This is a genomic window from Enterococcus sp. 9E7_DIV0242 (assembly GCF_002140975.2).
GTDB lineage: Bacteria > Bacillota > Bacilli > Lactobacillales > Enterococcaceae > Enterococcus_L > Enterococcus_L clewellii.
Genome location: NZ_CP147247.1, coordinates 3,714,808 through 3,727,916, shown reverse-complemented (window position 1 = coordinate 3,727,916; position 13,109 = coordinate 3,714,808). Strand labels below are relative to the sequence as shown.

The window sequence follows — 13,109 nt, the reverse complement described above, 5'->3', positions numbered from 1 at the left end:
TATTGTGTTTGGTCATACTAAGATATATCTTTTGCAGGAAAATGAAATACAGTTTAATCGTCACTGTCACTTCTTTATAATAGAAGTCGCCATGACTCTTTTCTCTATGCAATAGAGACTAAACACTTAATAGGTAACCTTTTGAACGTACCGTCTTGATATACTTTGGCTCAAGTGGATTTTTTTCCAATTTTTTTCGCAAATGGAAAATTAGATTTGCTACACGGTAATTGGAGTTCTTCACATCATCCCCATCGTTATCCCACACTTGTTGATAAATTGCTTGGTACGGAATGGCTTCTGATTTTTTTTCATAGAGTAATTCGATTGTTTTAAACTCTAGCCTCGTCAAACTAATCTCCTGATTCCCTTCAATTACAACACTTAGATTATTCGGAACTAATTTGAAATCGGTCATTCTTTCCTCCACTTCTTCTGAAAGTCCATACCGCTTCAATCCATTCCTTAAAATCAATAAATACTCATCCGGTTCAATTTGATTAGTCACAATACCATCTGCTCCTAATTGAAGAAAAATGATTCTCGTTGTGTTTGGAAGTTCCTCCGAAAGTATCCAAATCAACGCATTTGTCCGTTTCCTTATTTCAATTAAAAGTTCGCAAATATTCCCTACATCTGCTGCAGAGCCACTTTGAATCAGCAAAGCATCTAAACTCTCACTGCTTTCAATTGCTTGTTCTGAAGAAATATCCTTTATGTTGAAAATCGGCTTTCTTTTCAGTACCTCTATGTATTCATAATTGGAATGTTCTCCATTCGATACAAAACCAAGGTTATACATCTCATTCTCCTCCTTATGTAAAATTACATTCATTTTTTCAAATATTCCCTCAATTTCGAATGCCTTTTAAAACTAAATTTTGAGAACATCTGCTATAATTATTATCGAGACTTACACTTTCTCTGTCATAATCACGCTCATACATTGTTTTCTATCAGTTTTTTTCGCAAAAGTACTAGTTTTGAGAAATGGCTTCAGAAAGTGGGATAAATAACAGATGGAAAAATAGGTTGACGGTTGGACTGACGGCTGTTTGGTATTGATTAGCAGATAAACTTTCGGTAGTTTTCAATAAAAAAAGTTCCGTGAATAAATCACGAAACTTTTCTTATAAACTCCCGATATTCAGATCAGCATCAATAACAGAAATGGCTGTTTGTCGATTTTCCCATAAAGAGTCGGTATACGTATCTAACGTCATCTTGATAGACGCATGTCCTAAGAGCTTACTTAATGAAGCAATATCGACCCCCTTCTCTACACAGCGAGTCGCAAAGGTATGTCTCAATGCGTGGAAATGGATGGATAAACCAGACTTTTCAGTAATTTTCTTGAAGCGGTAGTTAATGACACGCGGCTCCGCAAAACTGTTTTTGCAGGAAATAACAAAAGTAGATGTCGCATTCTTCTTATTTTCTAATAGATAGTCCTTCAAATTCTCAGCTAGAGGAATACTTCGCTTAGAGCTATCTGTTTTAGGTGAACCGAGAATCAATGTTGTTCGGGCTTTTTCTCCTTCACAACTGATTCGAAGTAGTGTTCGTCGGACATGGATCACGTTGTTTTCAAAATCGATATCAGACCATTTCAGACCGCTTATTTCACCAATCCGCATCCCAGTGTATAAGGAAAGAATAACCGGTGAGCATTCTGTATCTTGTAACGCGTATTCTTCCAATATCTTTTGCTGTTCAATAGATAACGCATCAATGCTTGTTGTTGTTGCTTTGGGCAGCGTAACATTCTCGCAAGGATTGATCATCAAATAGTTCTCTTTACACGCTTGACTCAACGCATATTTCAAAACCGTGATGATCCCTCGAATCGTTGTAGCTGCTAAGCGTTGAAACTGTAGATGTTGAACAAATTCATTAATGTCTCTAGTATCAAGCTTCGTCATTTTCTTATTGCCCAGAAAGGGGATAATATGTTTTTTCACTCGTCCTAGATAAACCGTATGAGTCGAGGGCTTGACACTTCTCTTTACCGTATATTCGAGCCAATAATGTAGCCAATCGGCAAGGTTGCCTTGAAATGTTCGGTGTATTCGATCCAAATGGTTGTGCTGTGATTTTAATAAGTTGAGCTTTTTCTTTACTACACTGTATTTTCTGTCATAAACATAACCAAAAATAATTTTCCCATTCTCTGAGCGATTTTTGATGTAACGTCCTTCATAACGTCCATCTTTTCTCTTGTAAATGTTTTCACCTTTTTTTGCCAAGTTGACCACTTCCTAACGTAAATATTTGACGGCTATCCCGACGGCTGATTTGATGTAGTAAACAAATGTTAGAAAAAAATGATTTTTAGTCTTTTTTTATCCGCTTCCCCCGTTTTTTTCTCATTTTTTCGATCAATAAGAGAAAAAAGTGATAAAAAAACACTGAATTCTCTATAGACTATTCCTGTTTTTTCAGTTAGAATTTTAAATGAGTTTAATATTTAATTAAAATTAAAGACACAAAAGAAATAATTTCTCAAAACTAGTACTTTTGCGAAATCGATATTTTCAAAAACAAATGTGAATGTATCTCTTTTTCATATTTTCATTATATTTCATCTGACTTATGAAATGTGAGACCATTGCAATATGTTTCTTTTTTTTTGCAATATTGACTATCAACATAAAAGGAACTGCAAATGTTTGTTACTTAAACAATTGCAGTTCTTTTTTTCATTTTCTAACACGCTCAGGTGGTCAATCGAAAGTCATTTGTACTAACTCATTCTGAATCTTCTAGTCAAAGAAATTTATATCCCGTATTTCCAAACATATAAATAAGATGGCTAGATACTGATTTGTTAAAATTGATTTGCTTAGATATGAAATAGACTTCTTGTAATTTGTTTTGTAAACCTACTTCATGCATATCTAGTCAATACTTTACTATGTAAACAATCGTTTTATTTTTTTCATAATCTTAAGCAATGTTTTACTTCATAAATGGTTGCTGCTGAGCCATAGATAATCATGACATCAAAAGGAAACTAGCGTCCGATTATTACGAAAAAAATAGCATGCCTAGGCTTAAAAAGAGCTCCGTCACTGATATCTGATACGTAGTTATCGTGTCATTCAGTTCTGCTTTTTTCTGAATAGCACCAGCCAGAAATACAACACAGCTATAGATAGCTAAAGTAACAAAAACAAATCTTAGCATATATTCCTTTGGGTTTATATAGAATTTCTCCCAATTAAATTGATCTGAAAACAAGGAAACAAATCCATTACCGACGACACTGTAGACCACTCGATACAAAGCCGTTGACAAGCTCGCTAATGCAAAGGATTAGCGCCACGAAAAAGAGAGAAGCCGTTTTGAAATCATTGTATTTAATAGAAGCATTGCACTCATGGTAAAGCCCAAAGCCTTCATTCAAACACTCTAAATTCCACAATAACACTTGAGACAAACACTATTACCAGCAACCCATTCTATAAATAGAAGCTTCTTTACTTAAGTATCTTCCAAATAGAATTTCAATTAGTAGCCTACTAGTAGAGATTGAAAAATAATTAACAAAAACACTGCTTACCTTCCTCCTGAAAAGTCCGCCATTTTTTTCTTCAGGCGCTTCATGAAGCTTTTCGTCACAAAGATCAGGTGCCCCGATGTGAACCGGATATATAGCTCCTGTGGATTCAGCTCTTCCACATTGGCCATATTTAGTATCAATGATTGCGCTTCTGTATAAAATGAAGGAAAATCAAACTGCTTTTTCAAATTTCCCAAATAGTCGTTCACGAAAAATGCTTCATCCTTTAACTGAACCTTAACTTTTCTTTCTCTTGAATAATTTTCAAGGTATAAAAATTTACTATTTGGGATTACCCGTACTTGCTTCTGATCGCTGATACGAATAACTGCTTCCTCTGACTGCTCCGCCTCCCACTGCTCATAGCTATCTATGATTTTGAGAAACATTGCTGCTATCTCCTGCTCCAGTTTTTCTGGATCTACGATATCTCCTTTGTAAATAAAAGAGAACGGTTCGATGTTCGCGTTCAAGGTTTCTACCGCCAGTTCCTGATGGCTTGTCAGAAAGATGATTTTTGCATTTCGGTCAATTCTACGAATTTGTTTCCCAAGATCAATACCATTTGTATCTAACCCATAGTCAATATCTAATAAATAAATATTGAACTCGCCTTCGACTTGCTCTAATAGCTCCATTGGATTACTAAACACACGAATTTCACCAATGTAGCTCTTCTCCATCCTAATAGCAACTCTACGGACGGCTTCCTCGATCCTAGTCCTTTCTAAATGGCTATCCTCACATATGTATACTTTCATTTCAGTCCTCCTACTTGTTCAACTACAATGAATCAATAATTCTCAACTTATTAAAAATAAATGATTTAAAAATAAAATACAATAAAAATTTGTATATTTTATCACAACAGCAATAAGAATCGCCTATCGTTCTTATTGAAATAACTAATAATAAATGGTTTTATACGTAATAGCCATGAAAATGCTTGAAGTCACTCTTTGATATCTATAAAATAGAAGGAACACGACTAAAGGAGGGAATACGATGCTACCATCAGCACACGAAAAGCTAACGCAGCTACTCGATGAAATGGAAAAGGTTATTTTAGGAAAACGTGATGTTCTTCAACTGACTGTTACTGCCTTTTTGGCAGGCGGGCATGTTCTCTTTGAAGATATTCCCGGAGTTGGAAAAACAATGATGATCAAAACACTGGCAAAGGCTGTTCATGGAAGCTTCAGTCGAATCCAGTTTACGCCGGATTTACTACCAAGCGATATTCTTGGTGTCTCCGTTTATAATACACAGGCACAAACCTTTGATTTTCATCCAGGACCAATCTTTACCACTGTTTTACTGGCTGATGAAATCAATCGAACAACCCCTCGAACACAGGCGGCCTTGTTGGAAGCTATGTCAGAAAATCATGTGACGATCGACAATCATACACATCCGTTAGATGAACATTTTTTTGTTTTGGCAACGCAAAACCCTATAGAATATGAAGGAACCTATCCGTTACCGGAAGCACAGTTGGACCGTTTTCTTTTCCGACTGCACATTGGCTATCCGGAGTTTTCAGATGAATTGGACTTATTGTTGAATAATCAACAAAATAAACTGGCACAGGTTCGCCAAGTCATTACCTCAAAAGAGCTCACAGAAATGAAACAGCTAGCAGCTGAGGTCTATGTGGATCCTCAAATCGCGCGCTATGCCTTGCAATTGGTACATGCGACACGAAATCACGATGGCATTGCTTTGGGGGTTAGTCCTAGGGGCACAGTCTCTTTCGTGCAAGCTGCAAAGGCCTATGCGTTTACTAACGGCAGAACCTTTGTCACCCCTGACGACCTACAGCAACTTTTACCCGCTGTGTTTGGTCACCGACTGCTGCTGAAAAATAGAAACTCTTCCACTGAACGGATACAAGAAATCTTGGAACAGATTATCAAGCGAGTGCCAGTTCCAGTCAGGAGATGAGCATGAATAGACAGTTACTGAAAAACAGCTTACGAATGCTTTTCGTTTTGTTCTTCTATTTAGTACTCTTTCTCTACACTGTCATTTTTAACAATGCTAGCGGCTGGACACTTTTTTTCTTCCTTACCTTTTTGTTGGTTGGAAATCTGATCAGCTTGCTGCCGTCCCATAAAAAAATTCAATTGGTGCTGCTCGAAAGTAGTACCTATCAAGCTGGACATCCCAGTCAACTAACCGTAGAGATGTTTACCTATCGTCCGCTACTGTTACCTTTATTTGCTCTAACGCTTAGACTTCACTCGACTTCAAAAACAAATCCGGCCTTCTTTTGGGCTTATACAGGAAATCGAAAAATTTTATCTTTTCACTGGACGCCTGAAACAAGAGGTCTTTTTTCAGAGCTGCCGGTATTCTTTCACAGTACCGACTTTTTACAGCTGTTGTCCAAAGGATCAATTCAAGCACTGGCAGGTCCTTTTTCCGTATTACCAAAGTTGGAAAAAGAGCGAGCCAATGCAGTAATCCAAAAGATTGTGACTGTTCAACCCAATTTTTATGCCTCTTTTGGCAATCGCACATTCACGATACGCGACTTCCGCAGTCATCAAACAGGCGATCCGTTGCGGTTGATCGATTGGAAACAATCCAGTAAAAGAAACGAGCTGATTGTAAAAGAATACGAACAGGAACAGGAGCAAGAGGCCTGCTTGATTTTTTATGGACAGAAACATGCACGATTTGAAGAACTGCTTTCTGTTTATTATTCTATGATGCACCTATTAGATGGAAAAATCAGCTATACTACAAAGCTCCTTGCTGACTACCCTGTAGAAACATTGAACGAGAATCTATTCGCTGTGTTACAGCCTTTTTCCGAAGAGCCTTACATGCCTACATATTCGAATAAGAAGCTGCTTATCTTTGCACCTGAGCCAACGGAACGGCTGCAAAATCACTTAAAAGCGCTCGGTCGAACCAATGAAGTGTTTCTCATCACCTTTGATGCAGACCAGCTTTGTCTCCAATGGAAGGAACAAGTCTTCTATATCACCCCAATGGAGGTGACAGAATGAAGGAACGTATACAGCAAAACTGGTTCTTCGCTCTATTGACTTATTTGATTCTGATTGTTGCCAGTCCACCATTTCTTGAGGTTTACCAGTTGGAAAATAGTCCTCTATTCCTTGCTGTGTTGGCTGTTATTTGCCTAGTCACACTACTATTCAAGAATTTTCTGATCACCTTTCCGTTCTATCTGATCAGTTATTTGGTTTTACTGTACAGCTATTTCCCTTTAGACCAGGTATTCAGTCTCCAATGGATCACGGCTTTCTTCGATGAAGTCATGCTGGCTTACAATCAAATCGTATCGGGTGAATTAAGCTATATGCCTCAAACAATTGCACTGGTGATTATTCTGTTTTTCCTGATTGCTTTAGCTGTCTTGATGATTCATTATGAGCGTCTGTGGTTAAGTTACTTGTTGATCGTTGGGTATCATTTGCTGCTTGTCGCTTTTAATCAATTACAATTGGGTAATACATTACTTTTGATTACTGTCCTATCACTACTTTTCCATCAACTGAAGCGTTATCCAAATGATTTGAGCTTCTTCCTAAAAAGCAAAGTATTTTTCCTGAGTTTGATTGTTTTTGCTCTATTTGTAGGTGCTACTTATTCTTTTCAACTTCTGGTACCTCAAACAAGAAGTTTTCTATTTATGCAGACCGGTGCTATCCGAGAATCTGTTAATAGGCTTGGCTTATATCAGCACATTGCTCAATATGGACAATCGGGGCTTTCAAAAAGTGGCTTTAGCGAGAATGACCAGCAATTAGGCGGGGCATTGCTTGACGATGCTTCAGTGGTCTTTACTGCCCTACAGCAGGATGCGCATTACTGGCGTGTTGAAACGAAAGACACTTACACTGGAAAAGGCTGGGAGTCCTTTTCACCTTCACTCCATTTTATCGGCAACCAGGAATCTTTGATTCTTGAAGATCCCGAGTATCTTGGCGCACTCGGTCCGGAAACTACTATTCAATTGCGCTTTACTGATGCTGTCAGCTACTTGCCGCAAGCCTATGGAAGGATGCAGCTGCCACTTGATCGAATCGGCGGTGCTGAAGAGATCACTGAGAAAAATCGAATCAATTTGAAGGAGGCACCCAAAGACCTCCAACTGACTTGGCAGGAGCCAGAGTATGACGAAAACGATTTACAACAGGTTTCCTTTAATAAATCGACCGATTGGCAAACACTGGTAGAGCAAGGAACTATGGCTCAACAGCTCATTCTTCCGCGCACGGTTACTGAGCGTACCATTGCATTAGCCGCCGAACTGACACAGAGTGAGACCAGTTTATACGGAAAAGTAAAGGCTGTGGAGCACTATTTAAAAACAGATGAAGCTTTCCGCTATTCCAAAACAGACACGACTTACCCGGAAAATGACCAGGATTATGTCGATCATTTTCTATTCGAGTCAAGGGTCGGCTATTGTGATAACTTTTCGACAGCTATGATCGTTCTGCTTCGAACACAAGGTATCCCTAGTCGCTGGGCTAAAGGCTTTGCTCCCGGAGAGGCAACTGGTCAGCAAGACGACCTTCAAGAATACACGATCAGAAACAGTCATGCACATTCTTGGCCAGAGGTTTATTTCGAGGGGTATGGTTGGGTTCCTTTTGAACCAACACCAAGCTTTGATAACCCAGATACACCTGATGAGCCTGCTTTAGAAAGTTCTGATTCGTCTGAAACGCAAGAATCAAGTACTTCTGCTTCTAGTAGCGAAGCGCAGAATAGTACACCATCGACAACTGCGTCTTCAGAGAATAAAGCTGAACAGCAGGATACTTCTACAGCTCAATGGGGCTCTATCTTAAGATGGCTACTTGTTGGTAGCAGCCTATTTGCTGCAATTCTGTTAGGCTTCTTTTTGAAAAATTATCATCTGTTGATTCGTTACCAGCTCTATCGACGACTCAAGCCAAATGACTTTGCTAAAGCTTACTTACTGCTTCTAAAACAAGCAGAGCATCGGTCCCTTAGAGCTGACAGTGAACCTTTGGACCGCTATGCACAGCGATTTGAACATGAGTATCCGTTATTTGAGGGAAGCTTCATTTCTTTAACTTCTCTTTATGAAGAAATCGTTTATGGCAAGCAACCGTCGGATAAAGCGGTTTGGACTACCTTACTCGATCAAGTAGCCAAGCTTCTAGTCTATCTAGGTAAAAATAAGCATTGAGAGCAATAAACAGGGAGTGGAATTTCAGAAATTCCACTCCCTGTTTGTTTATCCTTCTGCTACTCCTTGTTCATATGTATAGAGACGTTCCAAATCAAATGCCAGCTTTTGAAATTGAACAAAACGACCTTCACGCAGGTATTCTTTCCCATCAATAAACAGCAATAAGGTTGGTGCTGAAAACACTTGGTACATCGCTGTTATCTGCGGAACCTCTGCGCCGTCTATTTCCCCCAATTCGATAGTCGGATAGTTTTTCAACAGCTCTTTTAGTTTAGGCAATACGGAATGACAAACAGAGCAGTCTGGTTGGGACACATACAAAAAAGCAAATTTATGTGCCTGGATAAATGGTACCACTTCTTCTATCTGATGTATTTTGACCATTTTAACAACCTCCTTCTGTACACACTCAATATAGCACAACCCTATAAAAAAAGACGACCGAATTGCTTTACTTGAACAATAACATTGACATTCTATCCTCTTCTTCTATGCGTATATTTTGTTTCCAAAATTTATCTGTGTTACGGTTTTTATAAGAAGATAAGGAGGAATCACAATGGCAAGAACAGACTTACCAAATGTTGAAACTCGTCTCTATATCAATGGACAATGGCTGGATGGCAGTGAAGGAACTAAGGCGGTGATCGATCCTGCTACTGGTAAAACCCTAGCTAAGATACAACAGGGAGGAAAAGCAGAAGCTCTGAAAGCAGTCGAAGCAGCCAATGCTGCCTTTCCTAAATGGACAGCGACACCACCTGATAAACGTGCAGCGCTCATGAATAAGGTTGCTGATTTGATCGATGAAGAAAAAGATCGTTTGGCAACAATCATGACGATGGAACAAGGAAAACCGTTAAAGCAGGCTTTGGCTGAGATTCAGACGAATGTGGAAAATCTTCGTTGGAACGCTGCCGAAGGACAGCGTATTTATGGAGACATCATTCCTGCTCCACCAGGCTATCAATGGTTGGCAGAAAAGCAGGCAATCGGAGTCGTTGGTGCCATCACACCTTGGAATTTCCCGTCGAATATGATTGTTAGAAAAATAGCACCGGCTATTGCAGCTGGCTGTACGGTTATTTTAAAGCCTTCTTCAGAAACACCGCTTTCTGCACTGGCTCTAATGGAACTATTTGATAAAGCAGGTTTCCCTGCAGGTGTAGTGAATGTCGTATTAGGTAAATCAAAACCGATCGGCGAAGTACTCTCTACCTCAGATGATGTTCAAAAACTGACCTTTACCGGCTCAACAGAAGTAGGCAAACTGCTGAATGAGCAAGCCGCAACAACCCTAAAAAAAGTTTCTATGGAGTTGGGCGGACACGCACCTTTTATCATTTTCCCTGATGCTGATCTGGAACAAGCTGTCGAAAGTCTCATTGCCGCAAAATTCAGAAACAACGGACAGGTTTGTACTTCTCCCAATCGAATTTTCATCCACGAAGAGGTCAAAGAAAAAGTCAGTAATATGATCGTGGAACAAATCAAAGAAGTGACTGTTGGTAACGGCTTGGATGATCCAACAACTGGTCCATTGATCAATAAATCCGGTCTTGAAAAAGTAGCTGAGCAAATCCAAGATGCAACCGACAAAGGAGCTAAAATCCTTTTCGGCGGCAAACAGCTAACTGAAGGTGATTACGCTGATGGATTCTTCTTTGAACCAACCGTCATTGATGGCATCACTACCGACATGGATATTTACTATGAAGAAACCTTTGGGCCTGTTATCCCGCTGATTTCTTTTACAGATGAAGAGGAAGTGATCAAGGCTGCCAATGACACACCTTTTGGTTTAGCTTCGTATTTCTTCTCTGATAACATCCATACGATCAACAATGTCAGTAAAAAACTGGCTTATGGTATGGTCGGTGTCAATGATGTTGCAATTTCTCACTCGGCAACTCCTTTTGGCGGTGTGAAGCACTCTGGGTTCGGCAGAGAGAATGGCGCTTATGGCGTAGAAGAGTATATTACAGTGAAATTTGTGACTATTAAAGCATAAAAAGTATCTGCATGAATTTTAAAATTCATGCAGATACTTTTTATTATAGAAAATCTTTTCTTGCAGGTGTAAAAATATCCAGCACTTCCGAATTTGGTTCTAAAACAATACAGCCATGTGGTTGGTTCTTTTCAAACCTCAAAGTATCACCGGCTTGTACGAGAAAAGAATGCTCACCTTCAAAAAATTGGAATCTTCCCCTTACTATGTGAGTTATTTGTTCTTCCGGATGATGATGAAGGGTAACTGAATCTGTCGTCTGTTTAAATCTCACCCTCACTGCCATCACTGATTCACTATAGGTGACTATACTCCGCTCTGTATTTTCATCTACAGATTGAAATACAAGTTCTTTATCAAAGTTGATCATTGCCGTTCTCCTTCAAAGTTTCTACAATCATATTTAATGCTGCCTGCTTTTGATTTTCAAAACGAAAAATCAAAGTAAGGCGTTCTTCATTACTTGGATTTCCAACAGTTTTCATAATATACACTGTAAATGGTCGTTCTGAGTTAAAATGAATAGTTGTTCTAGTCTCATTATCTCGTAAATCCAATGTGTTTTGATCTATCATTTTATTGCTTGAATGAACGATTTCTTCATTTAAGTGTTCTTTATAAAGTGGAATTTCCCTTGCTTCGCTCAAATTTTCTCCGTTAATGATCACCAATGACTCTTTATCAAAATGCTGAACAATATCAATGGTGCTTTCTCTCTTCGTTTTCACCTTTGAGCATACAGTAAATCGACGCTCTTTTAAATCAATGCTACGAGAGACTTGCGTATCTTCATAAATGTCATTACTACGAACAGTCAAGCTCGTATCAGATGCTTCTTCTAATGCACTATGGTATAAAATATTATTAAACTGTTCATCAATTATGATCGAATTATGCCCCAACGGCGTATTATACCAACGATGAACCAATTCACTGCCATACCCTACATTTGATAAATCTTTAGAAAACAGTTCATCCTTCACTGTAAATTCTATAGAATATGGGTCAAAGTGAGCGTGAGAGAGAGAAAGAACGCCATATTTCATAAAGATGTTGAATGTCCTATTACGTAAGACAGATAGTTTGGAATTTGTAAAATGCTTCGTACCTTTTTCTATTTGTTTCGTATATCTTTTAGAGCAATTGATCAGTACTCCTGTTGTTGAGCTATTTTCCAAATAAAGCTCATCTTCTATTGGCAAAGGTTGTCTTGGAATAGCTAGTTGTTTAACTGCTTGGTAAATATCTTGAAGTGTATGGTTTTCTTCATAAGCGGCAGCAGCTAATTCAAAAACATTCAAATAGGTTTTCAAATTAACGTTTGGCCAACCATCGTTTGGATTAGGAAAAATCCCTGTTTCAAAGGCCAAGTGATAACTGAACATCGCCATTTCAGTAATACTCTCTTCTAAATACTGATCTTTTTTTTCATAGAGCATCATGAAATACGCTAAATAGCTTAATGCTTCTAAAACATAATGATGATAGTGAACAGAACCTTCGTACCAAAAACCGTCTTTTGTCAGCCCTGTTTTTAAATGCTCATAAATCCCATAAGGTCGTTGCAATTGTTCCTCTGAAAATTCCCCTGTAATCAAATCCATGATTTGAATCGCTGTTTCTCGCCAAAGCGTAATATTATGTGCAATAAACTGCTGCTGTTTTAGAAAAATTCTGGCAGGTCGAATCAATTGCTCGACGAGCTGCTCCTTCTCTTCCTCCTCAAATTCTTCTTGAAGAACCGTATAACAAAATAGCATTCGAATCAATGCTATCGCTTCCGATAGTCCTTGAGCCATGATTTTACCGGGTCCTTGAAACTGAATCTCATAATCGGCGAATAACCAATCTGTTGTGCGAGGATCAAAATAAACCAACCCCTTTTCTATATCTCCCTGAACTCGTTCATACTCACCCATATCTGTTAAGATAGTATTTTTTATGTGAACAGGAAATTCATTATAATTTTGAGCATAGAACAACAAGGTTTTTTTCACAAAATCAAGATACCTTTGCTGATCTGTTTTTAAATACAATACCGTTGCATAGCGCATTGCTGAAATAGTTTTATTCCGTGTGATCGTTACCCATGCGTTATTCTTTTTCTGATCTGTATAGATTTTTCCACAGGTCGTACATCGATGTTCTTTCGGCTGACTTGGTTCATAGTTCAGGAAGGTCCCATCTTGATCACAAAAATAGTTATGTCGCCATCCTGATAACCATTTGGGGTCATCCTGCCAATCATCCATAAAGCCACCCAGTTCTTGTATCAGTAAGTCAAAATTTTCTGCTTTTGTTTGAACATTTTTTCTAAAATCTATACGCATGCCTTT

Annotated in this window: 10 protein-coding genes; 4 read left to right on the top strand and 6 right to left on the bottom strand. The window is 38.6% G+C overall.

The window, feature by feature from the left end:
• Positions 1-118 precede the first annotated feature (118 nt).
• From A5888_RS17480 to A5888_RS17470, 3 genes are all read right to left on the bottom strand, one after another.
• Positions 119-802, bottom strand: a complete 684-nt coding sequence (locus A5888_RS17480) for a DNA-binding response regulator (protein ID WP_339101754.1) — start codon at positions 800-802, stop codon at positions 119-121.
• Between the two features lie 328 nt (positions 803-1,130).
• Positions 1,131-2,246 carry a site-specific integrase gene (locus A5888_RS17475; RefSeq protein ID WP_339101753.1) on the bottom strand — a complete coding sequence of 372 codons (1,116 nt, stop codon included), beginning with the start codon at positions 2,244-2,246 and terminating at the stop codon, positions 1,131-1,133.
• 1,312 nt (positions 2,247-3,558) lie between these two features.
• Positions 3,559-4,323, bottom strand: coding sequence for a LytR/AlgR family response regulator transcription factor (locus A5888_RS17470; protein ID WP_086350779.1), 765 nt, complete (start codon positions 4,321-4,323; stop codon positions 3,559-3,561).
• Between the two features lie 244 nt (positions 4,324-4,567).
• Here A5888_RS17470 and A5888_RS17465 point away from each other — a divergent pair, with 244 nt between their 5' ends.
• The 3 genes from A5888_RS17465 to A5888_RS17455 are packed head-to-tail and all read left to right on the top strand — an operon-like array spanning position 4,568 to position 8,759.
• The gene (locus A5888_RS17465; RefSeq protein ID WP_086350778.1) at positions 4,568-5,506 is read left to right on the top strand and encodes an AAA family ATPase; all 939 of its coding nucleotides are present in this window, start codon (positions 4,568-4,570) and stop codon (positions 5,504-5,506) included.
• A 2-nt stretch (positions 5,507-5,508) separates the two neighbouring features.
• Positions 5,509-6,579, top strand: a complete 1,071-nt coding sequence (locus A5888_RS17460) for a DUF58 domain-containing protein (RefSeq protein WP_170924887.1) — start codon at positions 5,509-5,511, stop codon at positions 6,577-6,579.
• Positions 6,576-8,759 (top strand): DUF4129 domain-containing transglutaminase family protein, encoded by a 2,184-nt coding sequence (locus tag A5888_RS17455; protein ID WP_170924886.1) that lies wholly within the window; start codon positions 6,576-6,578, stop codon positions 8,757-8,759. The genes A5888_RS17460 and A5888_RS17455 overlap by 4 nt, the downstream gene beginning before the upstream one ends.
• 48 nt (positions 8,760-8,807) lie before the next feature.
• On the opposite strand, the gene A5888_RS17450 is transcribed toward A5888_RS17455, so the two are convergent.
• Entirely contained in the window at positions 8,808-9,146 is a 339-nt protein-coding gene (locus A5888_RS17450) for a thioredoxin family protein (RefSeq protein WP_086350775.1), read from the bottom strand.
• Positions 9,147-9,321: 175 nt separating this feature from the next.
• On the opposite strand from A5888_RS17450, the gene A5888_RS17445 reads away from it, so the two are divergent.
• A complete protein-coding gene (locus A5888_RS17445; RefSeq protein WP_086350774.1) occupies positions 9,322-10,773 on the top strand; it encodes an NAD-dependent succinate-semialdehyde dehydrogenase in 1,452 nt (483 codons plus the stop codon).
• A 43-nt stretch (positions 10,774-10,816) separates the two neighbouring features.
• On the opposite strand, the gene A5888_RS17440 is transcribed toward A5888_RS17445, so the two are convergent.
• Together A5888_RS17440 and A5888_RS17435 are read right to left on the bottom strand one after the other, a co-directional pair.
• On the bottom strand, positions 10,817-11,143 hold the full coding sequence (locus tag A5888_RS17440) for a cupin domain-containing protein (RefSeq protein ID WP_086350773.1): 327 nt from the start codon (positions 11,141-11,143) through the stop codon (positions 10,817-10,819).
• Entirely contained in the window at positions 11,130-13,103 is a 1,974-nt protein-coding gene (locus tag A5888_RS17435) for a heparinase II/III domain-containing protein (protein WP_086350772.1), read from the bottom strand. Before A5888_RS17435 ends, A5888_RS17440 begins: the two co-directional genes overlap by 14 nt.
• Positions 13,104-13,109: the final 6 nt, after the last annotated feature.